General features: G+C 60.9%; 5 protein-coding genes. 3 read left to right on the plus strand and 2 right to left on the minus strand.

Annotated features, from left to right (window positions below):
* The first annotated feature begins 305 nt into the window (after window positions 1-305).
* Both MOQ67_RS02660 and MOQ67_RS02665 read left to right on the plus strand, forming a co-directional pair.
* Entirely contained in the window at window positions 306-17999 is a 17694-nt protein-coding gene (locus MOQ67_RS02660) for a tandem-95 repeat protein (RefSeq protein WP_448675815.1), read from the plus strand.
* 123 nt (window positions 18000-18122) lie between these two features.
* Window positions 18123-18461 (plus strand): hypothetical protein, encoded by a 339-nt coding sequence (locus tag MOQ67_RS02665; protein ID WP_017849960.1) that lies wholly within the window; start codon window positions 18123-18125, stop codon window positions 18459-18461.
* A 44-nt stretch (window positions 18462-18505) separates the two neighbouring features.
* Here MOQ67_RS02665 and lapD read toward each other — a convergent pair whose 3' ends face one another.
* Window positions 18506-20464 (minus strand): cyclic di-GMP receptor LapD, encoded by a 1959-nt coding sequence (gene lapD, locus MOQ67_RS02670; RefSeq protein WP_046385016.1) that lies wholly within the window; start codon window positions 20462-20464, stop codon window positions 18506-18508.
* An 11-nt stretch (window positions 20465-20475) separates the two neighbouring features.
* A complete protein-coding gene (gene lapG, locus MOQ67_RS02675) occupies window positions 20476-21192 on the minus strand; it encodes a cysteine protease LapG (RefSeq protein WP_126585403.1) in 717 nt (238 codons plus the stop codon).
* A gap of 265 nt (window positions 21193-21457) precedes the next feature.
* Here lapG and bcsQ point away from each other — a divergent pair, with 265 nt between their 5' ends.
* Window positions 21458-22417, plus strand: coding sequence for a cellulose biosynthesis protein BcsQ (gene bcsQ, locus MOQ67_RS02680; RefSeq protein ID WP_017849957.1), 960 nt, complete (start codon window positions 21458-21460; stop codon window positions 22415-22417).
* Window positions 22418-22457: the final 40 nt, after the last annotated feature.

Genomic DNA, 22457 nt, shown 5'->3' on the forward strand with positions numbered 1-22457 from the left:
AAACTTGAAATAGTGCATTGGATTGGCAACCGAAATCACTGCTTGTCATGAGTGCTGGACGGTGCAAACAGAAAGTCGCGATGCCGTGTAAATATCAATGTGACATTACCGGGCGGATTGTTTAGGATGGCGCCAAATAGGTCAATATCTTGACGGAAAAGTAATTCGTCGAGCAAAACACCAAAATATTGACGCCAAATTTTTTACATGGGTTTAACGTACTCCAGCTATTGAATCGGCACTAGAGAGAAAGGCCGGTCTCCATGATGGATGCCCCCTGAACGGTAATACACGGAGAGTCTTTTATGAGCAGCGTTGCGGTCGTCAAAAGCATTGTCGGTCAAGTGTTTGCGGTATCCCCGGAAGGGATTCGTCGCCTGCTGGTAGAAGGGGATCGTTTGTTTGCAGGGGAGCAGGTGGAAACCGGTCCTGCCGGCTCCGTGTCGTTGGAGCTTGCCGATGGCCGCACCCTTGACCTGGGGCGCGACACGCAATGGAGCGCGAACACGCCTGACTCAGTGACCGACCTGAGTGCCGCCACTGCCCAGGAAGCACCCTCTGTTGCCGAACTGCAGCAAGCCATCGCTGCCGGTGCCGACCCGACCCAAGACCTTGAAGCCACTGCTGCCGGCCCGACTGCCGCTGGCGCGGACGGCGCCGTGGGTGGCGGCCACAGCTTTGTCGTGCTGGAGGCCACCGCAGGCACGGTTGACCCTACTATCGGTTATCCAACGAACGGTTTGAATGCCGCTGATGCCGCGACCGGCCTGTTCACTGCCGCTGCCGATAACAGCCTCGATCCGCGCAGCGTCACCATCACCTTGACCGCCACGCCGAGCATCACCGAAGCCGGCGGCGTCGTGGTTTACACCGTGTTTGTCACCCAGGCGCCGACCAGTGACCTGACCGTCACCTTGTCCAACGGCTTGTCTGTCGTGGTCCCCGCCGGCCAGACCGCGGGCGCGCTGAACGTCACGTTCGCGGGCAATGACACGCCTTACCTGGATGCCTCGTCGATCTCCGCCACCATCACCGGCACGTCCGGCGGCGGCAACCTGATCATCACCACCGACCCGGCGCCGGCGGTTACGCAGATCAATGACACCATCGACACCACCACCGTCACGCTGAGCGCGAACGCGTCGGTCGATGAGGGCGGCAAGATCGTCTATACCGCGACCGTGAACAACGCCGCGCAGACCGACGTCACCATCACGCTGTCCAACAACACCACCATCACCATCGAAGCCGGTAAAACCACGGGCACCGTCAGCGTCGATACGCCGGCAAACCTGGCCGACGGCAAAGACCTGAGCGTCAGCGCCACCATTACCGGTGCAAGCGGCGGTAACTACGAAAACCTGGCGATCAACCCGGAAGCCGCCACTACCACCGTGATCGCTGTCGACAACCCGAGCGTGCTGGTCGCAGACACCAACACGGTTGCCGAGGAGCAAGTCGCCACTGGCAACGTGCTGAGCAATGACAGCGACATCGACAACGTGCTGACCGTCGCGACGTTCACCGTTGGCGGCACCACGTATAACGCAGGCCAAACCGCCATTGTCGAAGGTGTCGGTACCGTCACCATCGGTGCGGATGGTGCGTATGCGTTTACCCCGGTCAAGGATTACAACGGTGAAGTGCCGCAAATCGGCTACACCACCAATACCGGTTCGAGCAGCACGCTGGACGTGACGGTGACGCCGGTTAACGATGCGCCGGTGGCAGTGGTGGTCGCAGCGAACGGAGCTGAAGATCCGGCCCAGGGCATTGCGGTCAAACTGAGTGCGACCGATGGGGATGGTTTGGCGAACGTGAAATCGTTCACTGTCGGCACACCAACCAATGGCACGTTCTACACCGACGCGGCCATGACCAAACCGGTGACCGGCTCGATCGACGCGGTCAACGGCGAAGCGACGATTTACTTCAAACCGAACGAAAACTTCAACGGCACCGCGAATTTCACCTATACCGCGACCGACAGCGGCAACGCGGATGGCAGCAACCCGCTGACCTCTGCTCCGGCTAACGGCACTGTCACTGTGACGGCGGTGAACGATGCACCGGAAGCGATCGCGACCACTGCAACCGGGACTGAAGATCCAAGCGTAGGCATTGCGGTCAAGCTGAGCGCGACCGATGTTGATGGCCTGGCGAACGTGAAATCGTTCACCGTCGGCGAGTCGGCCAACGGCACGTTCTACACCGACGCGGCCATGACCAAGCCGGTGACTGGCGCGATTGACGCGGTCAATGGCGAAGCCACCGTGTACTTCAAGCCGAACGAGAACTTCAACGGCACCGCGAACTTCACCTATACCGCGACCGACAGCGGCAACGCGGATGGCAGCAACCCGCTGACCTCTGCGCCGGCTAACGGCACTGTCACTGTGACGGCGGTCAACGACGCGCCTGAGGCTGTGGCGACCACTGCGACCGGTTCTGAAGATTCGGTCCAGGGTATTGAAGTCAAGCTTTCGGCCACCGACGTAGACGGCGTGGACAACGTGAAATCGTTCACTGTCGGCACGCCAACCAATGGCACGTTCTACACCGATGCTGCCATGACCAAACCGGTGACTGGCTCGATCGACGCGGTCAACGGTGAAGCGACCGTTTACTTCAAGCCAAACGAAAACTTCAACGGCACCGCGAATTTCACTTATACCGCGACCGACAGCGGCAACGCTGATGGCAGCAATCCGCTGACCTCGACTCCAGCCAACGGCACCATCACTGTCACTGCGGTGAACGACGCGCCGGTGGCTGTGGCGACCACTGCGACCGGTTCTGAAGATCCGGCCCAGGGCATCGAAGTCAAGCTTTCGGCCACTGATATCGATGGCGTGGAGAACGTGAAATCGTTCACCGTCGGCACGCCAACCAATGGCACGTTCTATACCGACGCGGCCATGACCAAGCCGGTAACCGGCTCGATCGACGCGGTCAACGGCGAAGCCACGGTTTACTTCAAACCGAACGAAAACTTCAACGGCACCGCGAATTTCACCTATACCGCGACCGACAGCGGCAACGCTGACGGCAGCAACCCGCTGACTTCTACTCCGGCCAACGGCACTATCACCGTGACGGCGGTCAACGATGCGCCAGAAGCTGTCGCCACTACCGCGACCGGTTCTGAAGATCCGGCCCAGGGCATCGAAGTCAAGCTTTCGGCCACTGATATCGATGGCGTGGAGAACGTGAAATCGTTCACCGTCGGCACGCCTACCAACGGCACGTTCTACACCGACGCTGCCATGACCAAGCCGCTTACCGGCTCGATCGACGCGGTCAACGGCGAAGCTACGGTTTACTTCAAGCCGAACGAAAACTTCAACGGCACCGCAAACTTCACCTACACCGCGACCGACAGCGGCAATGCTGACGGCACCAACCCGCTGACTTCGACCCCAGCTAACGGCACTATCACCGTGACGGCGGTCAACGATGCGCCAGAAGCTGTCGCCACTACCGCGACCGGTTCTGAAGATCCGGCCCAGGGCATCGAAGTCAAGCTTTCGGCCACTGATATCGATGGCGTGGAGAACGTGAAATCGTTCACCGTCGGCACGCCTACCAACGGCACGTTCTATACCGACGCGGCCATGACCAAGCCGGTGACCGGCTCGATCGACGCGGTCAACGGCGAAGCCACGGTTTACTTCAAGCCGAACGAAAACTTCAACGGCACCGCAAACTTCACCTACACCGCGACCGACAGCGGCAATGCTGACGGCACCAACCCGCTGACTTCTACTCCGGCCAACGGCACCATCACCGTGACTGCGGTCAACGATGCGCCGGTCGCAGCACCGACCACCGCAACGGGTTCTGAAGATCCGGTTCAAGGCATCGAAGTCAAACTGAGCGCGACCGACGTAGATGGCGTGACAGACGTGAAATCGTTCACCGTCGGCACGCCAACCAACGGCACGTTCTACACCGATGCGGCCATGACCAAGCCAGTGACTGGCTCGATTGACGCGGTCAACGGTGAAGCCACCGTTTACTTCAAGCCGAACGCGAACTTCAACGGCACCGCGAACTTCACCTACACCGCGACCGACGGCGGTATCGCTGACGGCGGCAGCCCGCTGACCTCGGCTCCAGCCAACGGCACTATCACCGTGACTCCGGTCAACGATGCACCGGTCGCCGAACCGACCACAGCAACGGGTTCTGAAGATCCGGTTCAAGGCATCGAAGTCAAACTGAGCGCGACCGACGTAGACGGCGTGACAGACGTGAAATCCTTCACCGTCGGCACCCCAACCAACGGCACCTTCTACACCGACGCCGCCATGACCAAGCCGGTGACCGGTTCGATTGACGCAGTCAACGGCGAAGCCACCGTTTACTTCAAGCCGAACGCGAACTTCAACGGCACCGCGAACTTCACCTACACCGCCACCGACGGCGGCATTGCTGACGGCGGCAGCCCGCTGACCTCGGCTCCAGCCAACGGCACTATCACCGTGACTCCGGTCAACGATGCGCCGGTCGCCGAACCGACCACAGCAACGGGTTCCGAAGATCCGGTTCAAGGCATCGAAGTCAAACTGAGCGCGACCGACGTAGATGGCGTGACAGACGTGAAATCCTTCACCGTCGGCACGCCAACCAACGGCACGTTCTACACCGACGCGGCCATGACCAAGCCAGTGACTGGCTCGATTGACGCCGTCAACGGCGAAGCGACCGTTTACTTCAAGCCGAACGCGAACTTCAACGGCACCGCGAACTTCACCTACACCGCTACTGACGGCGGTATCGCTGACGGCGGCAGCCCGCTGACTTCGGCGCCTGCCAATGGCACCATCACCGTGACCCCGGTCAACGATGCACCGGTCGCCGAACCGACCACAGCAACGGGTTCTGAAGATCCGGTTCAAGGCATCGAAGTCAAACTGAGCGCGACCGACGTAGACGGCGTGACAGACGTGAAATCCTTCACCGTCGGCACCCCAACCAACGGCACCTTCTACACCGACGCCGCCATGACCAAGCCGGTAACCGGCTCGATTGACGCAGTCAACGGCGAAGCCACCGTTTACTTCAAGCCAAACGAAAACTTCAACGGCACCGCGAACTTCACCTACACCGCCACCGACGGCGGCATTGCTGGCGGCGGCAGCCCGCTGACCTCGGCTCCAGCCAACGGCACCATCACCGTGACTGCGGTGAACGACGCGCCGGTACTGGGCAACGCCTCGACCAACGCATTCGGCGACACCTATATCGAAGGCAAGCCTGGCGGCTACGTGGCGGCGAACCTGACCGTCAGCGACGTCGACAACGGCACCCTGCAAAGCGCCAAAGTCACACTCGTCAACCACCTGGCAGACGATGTACTGATCGCAGATGTCAGCAACACCAAAATTGCAGTCAGCTACGACAAGGCCACGGGCATCTTGACCTTGTCCGGTGAGGCCACCACGGCTGAGTACCAGGAAGTCCTGCGTTCGGTACACTTCGCCAGCGAAAGCGAGAACCCGGACCCGGCCAATCGCACCCTGACCATCACCGTCAACGACGGCCAGCTGGATTCGGCGCCTGTCACCTCCGTGGTGTACGTGGTTCCGGTGAACGATCCGCCTGAGGTCAAGTTCGACAGCACCACATTCACTGAGCAAAAAGACGCAGTCGCGCTGGTCGAAAACCTGACCATCAAAGACGTCGACAACACCACCTTCAGCAAAGTCGTGGTCACCGTCGACCACCTGGCTGCAGGTGATTTGCTCAGCAATACCGATGTGCTCAAGGCCCTGGCCGTTGCCGGGATCACCATCACCCAGAGCGGCAGCGCCGCCGACGGGAAAATCGTCTACACCCTCACCAGCGACTCGAAGGCCGGCAGCAGCGCCGCCGACTTCGTCAAACTGGTTGAAGCCATCACCTTCCAGAGCCCGGGCAATAACCCTGTCGGTACCGATCGTACCGTCACCATCGAGGTGACTGACAACGGTGGCGGCAACCTGGATCGCGAACCGCCGGAAACCGGCAGCGCCACTGGCAAGGTCACTATCGACCTGTTCAACGACGCCCCGACTGCATCGGCCGACAACACCACCGCCGATGAAGACCATACCGCCAAGATCGTGCTGGACGGCAAGGATGTGGACGGTACCGTCTCCAGCTTTGTCATCACCACCTTGCCGGAAAACGGCAAGCTGTACAGCGATGCCACGCTGCAAACCGAACTCAAAGTCGGCGACTCGGTGCCAGCGGGTGCCGACGGCAAAGCCGCGGTTTACTTCGCCCCGACCGGCGACTGGAGCGGCAAAACCGAGGTGACGTTCACTGCGGTCGACAACGGCGGTAAATCGAGCGCCGTAACGACGGCGGACATCACGATCGCGCCGGTTACCGACACTCCGCACCTGGGCCTGCTCGGCGGCGGCCCTGTGACCTCGATCAACTTCGACAGCGCCAACCTCAATGGTTCGTGGGGCATCGTCGGGGTAAATGACGCCAACAACGCGCCTGTCAGTGGCACCCCGAGCACTCCGTGGCTCACGGGGAATGCCGGCGGCCAAGTCGAAATCGGCCAAAGCAGCAACTACGGCGTAGAGACCCCAGGCAACAGCCAGGTCATCGAGCTTGAGAAAAACGCCGGCGACGACTCCAGCCTGTACACCATCATCAAGGCAGAAGCCGGCACGGCGTACACCATCTCGGTCGACTACTCGCCGCGTGCGGGCGCCGAGAACAATTCGGTGATCGACGTATTCTGGGGCGGCGTCAAAGTCGGCACCCTGGATACCACCACCGTCGGCATGAAGACTTACACCTTCGTCGTGCCGGTCACCGCTGACGGCGATGCCAAACTCGAGTTCAAAGCCCCGGCCGGGGATGCAAACAACTCGTTGGGCGGTGTGCTGGACAACATCAACGTCACCCAGGTGCTGAACACCGGCCTGGAAGACCATGCGATCAAGCTGTCGACCATCGACGCATACGCCACCGACAAGGATGGCTCCGAGACGCTCAAGCTGGAAGTCGGTGGCATTCCGCTCAACGCGACCATCTCCGATGGCACGCCGGGCCACACCTTCACCGCGACGGCTGGCAATCAAAGCGTCGACATCAGCGACTGGAACAAGGCCACCCTGGTCTTCACCCCGGCGGAAAACGCCAACGGCCTGGTGAACCTCACCGTCACCGCCACCGCGCAGGACGGCACGGCTGATCCGAAGTCCGAGTCGATCACCCTGCCGATCAACGTGATTGCCGTTAACGATGCACCAGAAGCTATCGCGACTACCGCGACCGGTTCCGAAGATCCGGTTCAAGGTATCGAAGTCAAGCTTTCGGCTACTGATATCGATGGCGTGGAGAACGTGAAATCGTTCGCGGTTGGTACGTCGACCAGCGGTACGTTCTATACCGATGCGGCGATGACCAAACCGGTGACTGGCTCGATCGACGCCATCAACGGCGAAGCCACGGTTTACTTCAAGCCAAATGCGAACTTCAACGGCACGGCGAACTTCACCTATACCGCCACCGACAGTGGCAATGCTGACGGCAGCAACCCGCTGACCTCGGCACCGGCCAATGGCACCATCACTGTAACTGCGGTGAACGATGCGCCGGTTGCCGCACCGACCACTGCAACGGGTTCCGAAGATCCGGTCCAGGGTATCGAAGTTAAGCTTTCGGCCACTGATGTAGACGGTGTGGCGGACGTGAAATCGTTCACCGTCGGCACGCCAACCAATGGCACGTTCTACACCGATGCGGCGATGACCAAGCCAGTGACTGGCTCGATTGACGCGGTCAACGGTGAAGCCACCGTTTACTTCAAACCAAACGCGAACTTCAACGGCACGGCGAACTTCACCTACACCGCCACCGACGGCGGCATTGCTGACGGCGGTAGCCCGCTGACCTCAGCGCCTGCTAACGGCACTATCACCGTGACTGCGGTGAACGACGCGCCGGTCGCAGCACCGACCACCGCAACGGGTTCCGAAGATCCGGCCCAGGGTATCGAAGTTAAGCTTTCGGCCACTGACGTAGACGGCGTGGCAGACGTGAAATCCTTCACCGTCGGCACGCCAACCAATGGCACGTTCTACACCGATGCGGCCATGACCAAGCCAGTGACTGGCTCGATTGACGCGGTCAACGGCGAAGCGACCGTTTACTTCAAGCCGAACGCGAACTTCAACGGCACGGCGAACTTCACTTACACCGCTACCGACGGCGGTATCGCTGACGGCGGCAGCCCGCTGACCTCAGCGCCTGCTAACGGCACTATCACCGTGACTGCGGTGAACGACGCGCCGGTCGCAGCACCGACCACCGCAACGGGTTCCGAAGATCCGGCCCAGGGTATCGAAGTTAAGCTTTCGGCCACTGACGTAGACGGCGTGGCAGACGTGAAATCGTTCACCGTCGGCACGCCAACCAACGGCACGTTCTACACCGATGCGGCGATGACCAAACCGGTGACCGGCTCGATTGATGCCGTCAACGGCGAAGCGACCGTTTACTTCAAGCCAAACGAAAACTTCAACGGCACCGCGAACTTCACTTACACCGCTACCGACGGCGGCATTGCTGACGGCGGCAGCCCGCTGACCTCTGCGCCTGCCAACGGCACCATCACGGTGACTCCGGTCAACGACGCGCCTGTGGCTGTGACCACTACCGCGACGGGTGCTGAAGATCCAAGCGTAGGTATCGCGGTCAAACTGAGCGCCACCGACGTAGACGGTGTGGCAGACGTGAAATCCTTCACCGTCGGCACGCCAACCAATGGCACGTTCTACACCGATGCGGCCATGACCAAACCGGTGACTGGCTCGATTGACGCAGTCAACGGCGAAGCGACCGTTTACTTCAAGCCGAACGCGAACTTCAACGGCACGGCGAACTTCACCTACACCGCCACCGACGGCGGTATCGCTGACGGCGGCAGCCCGCTGACCTCAGCGCCTGCTAACGGCACCATCACCGTGACTCCGGTCAATGACGCGCCAGTGGCTGTGACCACTACCGCGACCGGTGCTGAAGACCCAAGCGTAGGTATCGCGGTCAAGCTGTCCGCCACCGACGTAGACGGCGTGGCAGACGTGAAATCCTTCACCGTCGGCACGCCTACCAACGGCACGTTCTACACCGATGCCGCCATGACCAAGCCAGTAACTGGCTCGATCGACGCGGTCAACGGCGAAGCCACCGTTTACTTCAAACCAAACGCGAACTTCAACGGCACGGCGAACTTCACTTACACCGCTACCGACGGTGGTATCGCTGACGGCGGCAGCCCGCTGACCTCGGCTCCAGCCAACGGCACTATCACCGTGACTCCGGTCAACGATGCGCCAGTGGCTGTGACCACTACCGCAACCGGTGCTGAAGACCCAAGCGTAGGTATCGCGGTCAAACTGAGCGCGACCGACGTAGACGGTGTGGCAGACGTGAAATCCTTCACCGTCGGCACGCCTACCAACGGTACGTTCTACACCGATGCGGCCATGACCAAGCCAGTGACCGGCGCTATTGATGCGGTCAACGGCGAAGCCACCGTTTACTTCAAGCCGAACGCGAACTTCAACGGCACGGCGAACTTCACTTACACCGCTACCGACGGCGGTATTGCCGACGGCGGCAGCCCGCTGACTTCGGCTCCGGCCAACGGTACCATCACCGTGACTGCGGTGAACGACGCGCCGGTCGCAGCACCGACCACCGCAACGGGTTCCGAAGATCCGGTTCAAGGCATCGAAGTCAAACTGAGCGCGACCGATGTAGACGGCGTGGCAGACGTGAAATCCTTCACCGTCGGCACGCCAACCAATGGCACGTTCTACACCGATGCGGCCATGACCAAACCGGTGACCGGCTCGATTGATGCGGTCAACGGCGAAGCGACTGTTTACTTCAAGCCAAACGCGAACTTCAACGGCACCGCGAACTTCACCTACACCGCCACCGACGGTGGTATCGCTGACGGCGGCAGCCCGCTGACTTCGGCTCCTGCCAACGGCACCATCACCGTGACTCCGGTCAACGACGCGCCTGTGGCTGTGACCACTACCGCAACGGGTGCTGAAGACCCAAGCGTAGGTATCGCGGTCAAGCTGTCCGCCACCGACGTGGACGGCGTGGCAGACGTGAAATCTTTCACCGTCGGCACGCCAACCAACGGCACGTTCTACACCGATGCCGCCATGACCAAGCCGGTGACTGGCTCGATTGACGCGGTCAACGGTGAAGCCACCGTTTACTTCAAGCCAAACGAAAACTTCAACGGCACCGCGAACTTCACTTACACCGCCACCGATGGTGGTATCGCCGACGGCGGCAGCCCGCTGACCTCAGCTCCAGCCAACGGCACCATCACCGTGACTCCGGTCAACGACGCGCCTGTGGCTGTGACCACTACCGCGACCGGTGCTGAAGACCCAAGCGTAGGTATCGCGGTCAAACTGAGCGCGACCGACGTAGATGGCGTGACAGACGTGAAATCGTTCACCGTCGGCACGCCAACCAACGGCACGTTCTACACCGACGCGGCCATGACCAAGCCAGTGACTGGCTCGATTGACGCGGTCAACGGTGAAGCCACCGTTTACTTCAAGCCAAACGCGAACTTCAACGGCACCGCCAACTTCACCTACACCGCCACCGACGGCGGCATTGCTGGCGGCGGCAGCCCGCTGACCTCGGCTCCAGCCAACGGCACTATCACCGTGACTCCGGTCAACGATGCACCGGTCGCCGCACCGACCACCGCAACGGGTTCCGAAGATCCGGTTCAAGGCATCGAAGTCAAACTGAGCGCCACCGACGTAGATGGCGTGGCGGACGTGAAATCGTTCACCGTCGGCACCCCAACCAACGGCACCTTCTACACCGACGCGGCCATGACCAAGCCGGTAACCGGCTCGATCGACGCGGTCAACGGCGAAGCCACCGTTTACTTCAAGCCAAACGAAAACTTCAACGGCACCGCGAACTTCACCTACACCGCCACCGACGGTGGCATTGCTGACGGCGGCAGCCCGCTGACCTCGGCTCCGGCCAACGGCACTATCACCGTGACTCCGGTCAACGATGCGCCAGTGGCTGCGGCCACTACCGCAACGGGTGCTGAAGATCCAAGCGTAGGTATCGCGGTCAAACTGAGCGCCACTGACGTAGATGGCGTGGCAGACGTGAAATCCTTCACCGTCGGCACGCCAACCAACGGCACCTTCTACACCGACGCGGCGATGACCAAACCGGTGACCGGCGCTATTGATGCGGTCAACGGCGAAGCGACTGTTTACTTCAAGCCAAACGAAAACTTCAACGGCACCGCGAACTTCACCTACACCGCGACCGACGGTGGTATCGCTGACGGCGGCAGCCCGCTGACCTCGGCTCCAGCTAACGGCACCATCACCGTAACTCCGGTCAACGACGCGCCTGTGGCTGCGGCCACTACCGCGACCGGTGCTGAAGATCCAAGCGTAGGTATCGCGGTCAAACTGAGCGCGACCGACGTAGATGGCGTGGCAGACGTGAAATCCTTCACCGTCGGCACGCCTACCAACGGCACCTTCTACACCGACGCGGCGATGACCAAACCGGTGACCGGTTCCATTGACGCGGTCAACGGCGAAGCCACCGTTTACTTCAAGCCGAACGCGAACTTCAACGGCACCGCGAACTTCACCTACACCGCCACCGACGGTGGCATTGCTGACGGCGGCAGCCCGCTGACCTCGGCTCCAGCCAACGGCACTATCACCGTGACTCCGGTCAACGATGCGCCGGTCGCAGCACCGACCACCGCAACGGGTTCCGAAGATCCGGTTCAAGGCATCGAAGTCAAACTGAGCGCGACCGACGTAGACGGCGTGACAGACGTGAAATCCTTCACCGTCGGCACGCCAACCAATGGCACCTTCTACACCGACGCGGCGATGACCAAGCCAGTGACTGGCTCGATTGACGCAGTCAACGGCGAAGCGACCGTTTACTTCAAGCCAAACGCGAACTTCAACGGCACCGCGAACTTCACCTACACCGCCACCGACGGCGGTATCGCTGACGGCGGCAGCCCGCTGACCTCAGCGCCTGCTAACGGCGCTATCACCGTGACCCCGGTCAACGATGCGCCTGTGGCTGTGACCACTACCGCAACCGGTGCTGAAGATCCAAGCGTAGGTATCGCGGTCAAACTGTCCGCCACCGACGTAGACGGCGTGGCAGACGTGAAATCCTTCACTGTCGGCACGCCTACCAACGGCACGTTCTACACCGACGCGGCGATGACCAAACCGGTGACCGGTTCCATTGACGCGGTCAACGGCGAAGCGACCGTTTACTTCAAGCCGAACGCGAACTTCAACGGCACCGCGAACTTCACTTACACCGCCACCGACGGCGGTATCGCTGACGGCGGCAGCCCGCTGACCTCTGCGCCTGCTAACGGCACCATCACCGTGACCCCGGTCAACGATGCGCCAGTGGCTGTGACCACTACCGCGACCGGTGCTGAAGACCCAAGCGTAGGTATCGCGGTCAAGCTGAGCGCCACCGACGTAGACGGCGTGGCAGACGTGAAATCCTTCACCGTCGGCACGCCAACCAACGGCACCTTCTACACCGACGCCGCCATGACCAAGCCGGTAACCGGCTCGATCGACGCGGTCAACGGCGAAGCCACCGTTTACTTCAAGCCAAACGAAAACTTCAACGGCACGGCGAACTTCACCTACACCGCCACCGACGGCGGTATCGCCGACGGCAGCAGCCCGCTGACCTCAGCTCCAGCCAACGGCACCATCACCGTAACTCCGGTGAACGATGCGCCGACTGCGAGCAATGGCTACGTCGAAAGCAACGAAGACACCCCAGTCGAGCTGAAATGGTCGACGTTCGGGGTCAGTGATGTGGATTCCACGGACCTGAAAGTCGTCTTCACCAGCCTGCCCAACGGTGCCATCGAGTACAAAGTCGACGGTGTCTGGGTCAAGCTCAGCGCGGCTGATCTGAAAACCGATACGTCGCCGGGCAAGGCCTTCAGCCAGGCCGACTTCGACAATCACAATGTGCGTTACAGCCCAGCGGCCAACGAGTCGGGCGATAACAGCTTCGGCAACGCCGGCGTCGGTAACAAGCAGGGTGATTACACCGAGCTGAAGTTCCAGGCGACCGACGGCCAGCTCAACAGCGATACGAAAACCATCACCGTGGATATCCACCCAGTGACGGACGTTCCTGTCGTGACCGTCGGCGCATTCGGTGACGTGCCAACCGGCTTGACCATTCAAACCTGGACCGGCGGCAACCTGCCGGGTGCATTGGGTACGAACGGTAATGGGGTTGTTCAGTCCGGCGATTTGATCCGGGTCATCAACGCCCAAACGCCTGACAGCGCAGCCTCCACGGGTGTGACTGCCAACGTGAGCAACGCTAATGTGGTGGAACTCACCGCGACCAAAGTCTCCGGCCTGATTTACCTGGAAGCCGGCAAGAGCTACAGCTTCACCGGCAGCGCCGATGACAGCCTGGCGGTTACCGTCGGCGGCAAGTTGGTGTCGACCGAGACCTGGAGCCAGGGCACCGGGATCAACGCAACCCCCTTTACGCCGACAGAATCGGGTTATTACACCCTCGACATCTATCACTACAACCAGGCCGGTCCGGGCAACTACGACGTCAATGTCTCGATCAACAACGGCCCGTCGATGGCGTTGGGCAGCAGCGGCGTGCAGACCTATACCAGCCTGGAAGCGTTGAAAGCCGCCGGGGCGGTGTTTGACGATGCTCATGTGGTCAACGGAGAAGGTTATTACACCGGCTACGTTTATAACCACGGCCTGGAAGACACTGCGATCAAGATCAGCCCGATCACGACCACGTTTGTCGACAATGACCAGTCGGAATCGCACAAGGTAGAAATCAGCGGCCTGCCTGAAGGCGCTGTCATCACCGACGGCGCCACGGGCCACAGCTATACCTCGACGGGTGCGACCACCCAGTACGATGTCAGCAATTGGAACCTGGCTACCCTGACCGTCACTCCGGCCAAGGATGCGACTGCCAATTTCGATCTGACTGTGACGGCAACGGCCAAAGAGTTGAGCACGCAGGTTGAAGAAGTCACGACTGGCAAGGTGAGCGTGGTGATCACTGCGGTCAACGACGCGCCGGTGGCTGTGACCACCACTGCGACGGGTGCTGAAGACCCAAGCGTAGGTATCGCGGTCAAACTGAGCGCGACCGACGTAGACGGCCTGGCGAACGTGAAATCGTTCACCGTCGGCACGTCGACCAACGGCACCTTCTACACCGACGCGGCGATGACCAAACCCGTGACCGGCGCGATTACCGCGGTCAACGGCGAAGCCACGGTTTACTTCAAACCGAACGCGAACTTCAATGGCACCGCGAACTTCACCTACACCGCGACCGACGGCGGCAACGCTGACGGCAGCAATGTACTGACCTCGCCAGCAGCCAACGGCAGCATCACCGTGACTCCGGTCAACGATGCGCCGGTTGCAGCGGCAACCACCGCGACCGGTGCTGAAGACCCAAGCGTAGGCATCGCGGTCAAGCTGAGCGCGACCGACGTCGATGGCCTGACCAACGTCAAGTCGTTCACCGTCGGCACGCCAACCAATGGCACCTTCTACACCGACGCGGCGATGACCAAACCCGTGACCGGCGCGATTACCGCGGTCAACGGCGAAGCCACCGTGTACTTCAAGCCGAACGCGAACTTCAACGGCACGGCGAACTTCACCTACACCGCGACCGACGGCGGCAACGCTGACGGCAGCAACGTACTGACCTCGCCAGCAGCCAACGGCAGCATCACCGTGACCCCGGTCAACGATGCGCCGGTTGCAGCGGCAACCACCGCGACCGGAGCTGAAGATCCAAGCGTGGGTATTGCGGTCAAGCTGAGCGCGACCGACGTCGATGGCCTGGCGAACGTGAAATCGTTCACCGTCGGCACGCCAACCAACGGCACCTTCTACACCGACGCGGCGATGACCAAAGCGGTGACCGGCGCGATTACCGCGGTCAACGGCGAAGCCACCGTGTACTTCAAACCGAACGCGAACTTCAACGGCACGGCGAACTTCACCTACACCGCCACCGACAGCGGCAACGCTAACGGCAGCAACGTACTGACCTCGCCAGCAGCCAACGGCACCATCACCGTGACCCCGGTCAACGATGCGCCGGTTGCAGCGGCAACCACCGCGACCGGTGCTGAAGACCCAAGCGTAGGCATCGCGGTCAAGCTGAGCGCGACCGACGTCGATGGCCTGACCAACGTCAAGTCGTTCACCGTCGGCACGCCAACCAATGGCACGTTCTACACCGACGCGGCGATGACCAAAGCGGTGACCGGCGCGATTACCGCGGTCAACGGCGAAGCCACCGTGTACTTCAAGCCGAACGCGAACTTCAATGGCACGGCGAACTTCACCTACACCGCCACCGACAGCGGCAACGCTAACGGCAGCAACGTACTGACCTCGCCAGCAGCCAACGGCAGCATCACCGTGACCCCGGTCAACGATGCGCCGGTGGCTGTGGCCACCACCGCGACCGGTGCTGAAGATCCAAGCGTGGGTATTGCGGTCAAGCTGAGCGCGACCGACGTAGACGGCCTGGCGAACGTGAAATCGTTCACCGTCGGCACGCCAACCAACGGCACCTTCTACACCGACGCAGCGATGACCAAACCGGTGACCGGCGCGATTACCGCGGTCAACGGCGAAGCCACCGTGTACTTCAAACCGAACGCGAACTTCAACGGCACGGCGAACTTCACCTACACCGCCACCGACAGCGGCAACGCTAACGGCAGCAATCCGCTGACCTCGGCCCCGGTCAACGGCACTATCACCGTGACCTCGGTCAACGACGCACCGACCCTGGACCTGAGCACCACAGACGGTTCCGTCCTCACCAGCTACAGCACGGCCTACTCGGAGCGCAGTACGGGTGGGATAGCGATCACCGGCAACGTAGCCATCGGTGACGTCGACAGCAGCCAGATGCAAAGCGCGACCATCACCTTGAAAAACGCCAGCGCGGGCGACCAGCTCAGCTCGAGCCTGGTGACCGTGGGCGGTACTTACAACGGCGTCACCCTGACCAGCGTCGGCACCGACGTCAGTGGCAAAATCGTCCTGACCCTGTCGGGCGCGGCTGACACGGCCACCTACAAGTCGTTGCTCGAGTCGTTCCAGTACTCCAGCACCAGCAAGTATCCGACCACGGGTGATCGCACTGTCGAGATCGCCGTGAAGGACAACGCAGGCGCTGACAGCCTGAGTTCGTCGGTGGCCACCAGTACCATTACCGTTACGCCACAGACTTATGTGGTGACGGAAGGCGGCGGCGCCGCCGATGTCGTCGACCTGAGCAGTACCTCGGCCAACAACATGGTGGTCGGTGACAAAGGCGGTATCGTCAATGCGGGCAGCAACTACAACATTGCCTTCATCGTCGATACCTCGGGCAGTATCGGCAGCAGTGCGATGAAGTCGATCAAGGCGCAGCTTGCGAGCGTGTTCGATACCTTGATCAGCAATGCCGGTAAAAGCGACTCGGGTGTTGTGAAGGTACTGCTGGTCGACTTCGATACGCGGGTTGAAGCGCAGGTCTCGGTCAACCTCGCTGACAAGGATGCAGCCAAGGATAAGCTGCAGGCTGTGTTGGACAACATGGCGTCCGGCCGCGGCGAGCAGACCAACTATCAGGATGCGTTCAACGCCGCCACCAACTGGTTCAAAGGCGACGAAGCCACGAGCAATGTGGGTGCAAAAAACCTGACGTACTTCATTACCGACGGTGAGCCGAACGTATACACCAGTGTTGATGGCAACCCTTACCTGGGCTGGACCGGTCGGAATGGCCCGGATGTTTACTTTGATAGCGTCGTCAACAACTCCAACTACGTTTTGGGTCAGAGCACCCCGGTCACCGCGACAATCAACGGCAAGACGCAGGTGATTGTCGATGGCGACGGCAACGTCTATTCCTACTATAACGGCAGAAACTACGAAGGCACCGTGGTGGCCAACAGCAGCGGCGGCTTTGACGTGGCGTCGGTCTACAGCGGTACCAATACTGCCATGAGCAACGCCAAGTCGGCCTACTCCGATCTGGTCAACGCGGTTCCAGGCAAGGTTGTCGTCGAGGCCATCGGTCTGGGCTCGAACATTGATACCGCTGTGCTCAAGCAGTTTGATACCGATCATAACGTCTCCACGATCGACACCGCGAAGCTGGCGGATGCCATCACCGGCCACGCGGCCGATACCGGCGCCGACACCCTCACCGGTGGTTCGGGCAACGACATTCTGTTCGGCGACCTGATCAGCTACAACAACCTTGAAGGCAGTGCTGCACTCAAGGCGTTCGCGGCCGACAAACTGGCCACGACCGTCGATCACATCGATGACCGTACCTTGCACCAGTTCATCACCGAACACGTCGCTGACGTGGGTGCATTGGCCAGCGCGTCGAACATCTACGGCACCAACGACGGCGCTGACAAGCTGATCGGCAACGCCGGCGACGACATTCTGTTCGGCCAAGGCGGTAACGACGTGCTCAACGGCGGGGCGGGTAACGACATCCTGGTGGGCGGCAAGGGCAATGACACCCTCACCGGCGGCGCGGGGGCGGATACCTTCGTGTGGCTCAAAGGGGATACCAACACCGGGACTGGCGTCGATACCATCACCGACTTCAAGCACAGCGAAGGCGATAAGTTGGACCTGTCTGATTTGCTGCAAGGCAATAACGACACCAACCTGACCAACTACCTGAAGTTGAGCACCGACTCGGCGGGCAACTCGACGCTGAGTGTCAGCAGCAGCGGTTCGTTCACGGCGCAGGGTGGCGGTACGGCCGATGTTACGATCAAGGTCGATGGCGCCAGCTGGGGCAGTGGCAGTGCCGCGATCAACAGCCTGATCGCCGGTGGTGATCTGACCGTCAAGCATCACGACTGATCACCCTGGAGCGCCAATCTTTCGGGATTGGCGCTCCGTGGGCACCAGCTTCGGGAAAATGTGTGTAATCTCTGTAGGAGCCGGGTGCGGCGCCTGCAGGGATTTTTTATTGGGAGAACGCTGATGTTCTACGTGCAACGCGATCAATACAACGCTTTGGTTCGCGTCGAGGCGCAGGCCTTCGCCGAATCCACCGGGACTCTACCGGCGGATCATCAGGACATTCAGGCGTGGTTTGCCACGGATGTGATCGACAACAGCCTCAAGCAGCTCCAACAGAGCGACTCCGAGATGATTCGGGTGCTCGATGACTTGATCCAGGTGCTGACCGCCAAGGGCGTGATCCGCATCACTGACCTGCCGCCCGCCGCGCAGGTCAAGGTGATGGAGCGTACCCAGGCACGGACGGCGCTGGGCGGTTTGAGTGAGCTGATCAATGACGATGAAAGCGGTTTGATCTGAGGCGCACGCACCTCTTTCACGGCATGAGCGTCAAGCCGGCCTGATTACTCGGCGCTCCACGTCCACGGCGCGGGTTCACCGACCAGTTGGCCTTGCACCCCTTCGATGCCCATCTCGCGAATCACGCGCAACTCACCTTCGGTTTCCACGCGTTCTGCAATCAACGGCAAATCGATGCTGTGGGCGGCACGCTGGATCGCCTCGATAAAAAAGCGCTTGTGGCTTTCCTGATCAATGGTACGGATGTAGCTGCCGTCGATTTTGAGGTACGCCAGGCCCAGGTTCGCCAGGTTGCCGATCATGCTGAAACGCCCGCCGAAACGTTGCAGGCCGAGGCTGTATCCGAGGCTGCGCAGGCGCCGGGTGAGACGCTCCAGCTGGGCTTGCTCGGGCACTTGCTCTTCGCCGATCTCCAGCGTCAGGCGCGTACCGAGTGTCGGGTGTTGCGCCAATCGCTCGAACATCCGCTCCAGGGCTTGTGGGTCATTCAAGGTCGCCGCCGAGAGGTTCAACGCCACCGATTGGTTGTGCTGTGCCAGGTGTTTGATCACCAGGTCGAGCATCAGTTGGTCAAGGCGTGCGGTCCAGCCGAAGCGCTCCAGCCAGGGCAGGAAGTGCCCCGCCGCAATGGTCTGGTCCTGGTTGTCGAGCAGGCGCGACAGTACCTTGTAGTGCAGCACCTGACGGGTATCGCTGCTACTGACCACCGGCTGGAAAAACAAGCGGAAGCGCCCCTGATTCAGGGCCTCGTCGAGCAGGGTGTGCCAGCTATGCGGATCGTCGCTGACGGTGTCCCGGGTCTGGCGCTCCAGGCATACCCAGGTTTGGCCGCTACTGGCTTCAGCCTGGGCCAGGGCCTGATCGGCCAGCTTCAACAGGTCGGCCGAGGCATCGCCGGGGTTGTAGGGCGCGAGGCCGATGTAGGCCACGCTCTGCATGTCTGTGGCGCCCGTTTCGTACAGGCTCTGCAGGGTGGTTTCCAGCGCCTGGGCCAATTGCACCGCTTCGTGACGCACCAGGCCTGGGGCAAGCACCGCGAACTCGCCGCCGCGGCTGCGGGTGATCAGGTTGTGGGTTTCCGGGTACTTGGCGCAGGTCCGCACCAGTTGCTGGCTGACGGCTTGCAGCAGTTGGTCGGTGCGTTGCCCGCCCAGGCGCTGGTTGAGACCGGCGAGGTCGTTGACCCGCAAGATCAGCAGGTAGCCTGAACTGGCTTCTTCCAGGTTGCTGACCCGCGAGTTGAGCTGCATCTCGAAATAGCGCCGGTTGGCCAGCCCGGTCAGGCTGTCCTGGTAGGACTCCACGCGCAGCTTTTCGCTGCGCTCGGTCTGTTCATTGAACAACGCCTTGAGCTTCTCGACCATCTGGTTCATGGCCTGCACCACGCGCCGCAGTTCGGGGGTGCGGGGCAGGTCGGGCAAACTGATGAATTCGCGCCGCGCGATGGCGTGGGACTGCTCGACCATATAGTCCAGCGGCTTCAACTGACGGCGCAGCAACAGCGCGCCCAGCACCGCACTCGCTGCGCCGCAGAGCAGCAACCAGCCCAGGCTGCCCAACGCGCTCTGCCACAGTTTGGCCAGGGCGAACATCGGGTGGCTGATCACCTCGACCCGTGCCGCCTGCTGCCAGCCTCGGCTGACGATGGCATCGCCGCCGGCCGGCGCGAGGCCGATCATTTTCACGAACCAGGCCGGTACGCCGCTGGCATCAGGCTCGGCGGCACGCTCCACCAGCACCTGGTTATTGCTCAGGTCCACCACGCGGATGCTCGCGTAGTAGCCACTGTCAAAAATCGAACTGACCATCAGCTCGGTCATCGCCGGGTCATCGATGTTCGGCGTCAGCGACAGCGCCAGTGCGGTGGCCGCATCCTGGGCGTGGGAACGCAACTGGTTGACGTACTGCGCACGCGAGCTTTCCAGGCTGACGATGAAGCTACCGCTGAAGGCAACCACTAGAAACACACAGATAGCGATCAGCAATTGTTTGAACAGTGACATCGTAGCTCCTGTTAATTATCCGAACTGGCCGGAAAACCTTCGGCGGTCATTTTTTTCAAGACATCCTGCCAGCGTGACAGGCGCTTGCTATCACCGACTTTTTTGTTGCCCGCCGCGCCGGTCAGCCACAACCCTTCGCCGTTGAAAGCGTAGACGGGCAGCAGGTCCGGACGTTGGCTGGCCGGCAGAATGGGGTCCATCAGGCTGTCGAGTACCAACGGCATGGCTTCCGGGCTTGCATAATAGGTCAGTACCATATGCGCGCGATTCTGGCGCAAGGCCTTGACGTAGGTTATGCGCAGCTTCTCGGCCGGCACGCCCAAGTGACGCAGGCTGAAGTATTTGGCGATGGCATAGTCTTCACAATCACCGGCACCTTTCCACAGGGATTGAATGGGCGTCGCCCAATAATCGATCTCGTGCCACAGGTCGATATCTTCTTCGTAGTGCAACTGGCGGTTAAAGAACAAGTTGACCACGTTGAGTTGTTCGGTCTCGCTGACCTGCTTTTGCGCCGTGAGCAGGTGTTGCCAGGCATCGATACGCTGGCGCCCGGCGCCCAGGGGCCCGTAAAGCGCCTCGGCGCGGCGGCTGATCTGGCTGAAATCCCAATCGGCGAGCAGATTGCCCAGCAGGCCGCCACCCAGCAACAGCGTGATGGCCAGACCGTACAGGAACCGAGGGAAGTTAAAGCGTATCGCCACTGCGATTACCCGAGCTTGCAGCATTGAAGGTGCGGCAATGGTGCGGTGATACCGGGTAAAAAACAATGGCACGATGAAATCACTTTGTAGCAATTTATCCTGAATAAGTGCCGGTAAATTGGCTATTTTCCGCTCGTCTGAAAGGGTGGCGGCAATTCCATCAAAATAATGACACCTCATAACGCCTGTCACAGAATGTCGCAACCAAAGCGCCGACAAAAAGACTTGCGGTCAGCCTTATCTTGCCGACCTTTCACGTCTTTAATGGCACTGTGAAGGAGTTATGGCCATGAGCCGTACCGATGATCTGTTTGCCCCGTCCGGCAAGAGCCTGACCCGGGAGCCCAAGGCACGGAACGCTCGGCTGCACTTTTTCGGCACCCTTCCATTCGATGATGGCACCCGCGCTAACCAGAAAGACGGCTCGCGCTTTTGCGCCAATGCGCCAGCGGCGTATGAACAACCTCATCATTATGACTTGAGCACACCGCGCCCAACCGTGGTGGCGCTGGTCTCGGTCAATGGCGGCGTTGGCCGCAGCACCCTGGCCACGGCGTTGAGCAGCGGCTTGCAGCGCTTGGGGGAGTCGGTGGTGGCGCTGGATCTGGACCCTCAAAACGCATTGCGCCAGCATTTCGGCGTGGCCCCGGAGCTCCTGGGCGTCGGCCGCGCCAGCCTGCTCAATACGCGCTGGGAGACGCTCCTGCAAGCGGGGTTTGCCGGCTGCCGCGTGATCCCCTTCGGGCACACCGATATCAAGCAGAAGGACAACCTGCAACGTTGGCTCACGCGCGAACCGGAGTGGTTGGCGCAGCACCTGTCGACCCTGGGGTTGAGCGAGCGCCCGCTCATGCTCATCGACACCCCCGCCGGTAATAACGTCTATCTGCATCAAGCGTTGAGCGTGGCCGATAGCGTATTGGTCGTGGTCCAGCCGAATGCCGCATGCCTCGGCACGCTTGACCAGTTGGACGCGGTGCTGGCGCCTTATCTTGAGCGTGAACGCCCGCCACATTGCCACTATGTGATCAATCAACTGGAAGAAAACTCGGCGTTCAGTCGGGACATGGTCAATGCCTTCAAACTGCGCCTAGGCGACAATCCGTTGGACGTGGTGCATCGCGATCCATCGATCAGCGAAGCCCTGGCCTTTGCCACGGACCCGCTGGATAACTTGGCGGCGAGCGCCGCCTGCGACGATCTCAAGAGGCTGTGCCGGTTGTTGATCGCACGGAAAAAAGCCCGCTAAATCACGCTTTATGCGCTGAGCGCGAAATGCTTATGCACAA

This window comes from Pseudomonas sp. LY-1 (assembly GCF_053502595.1).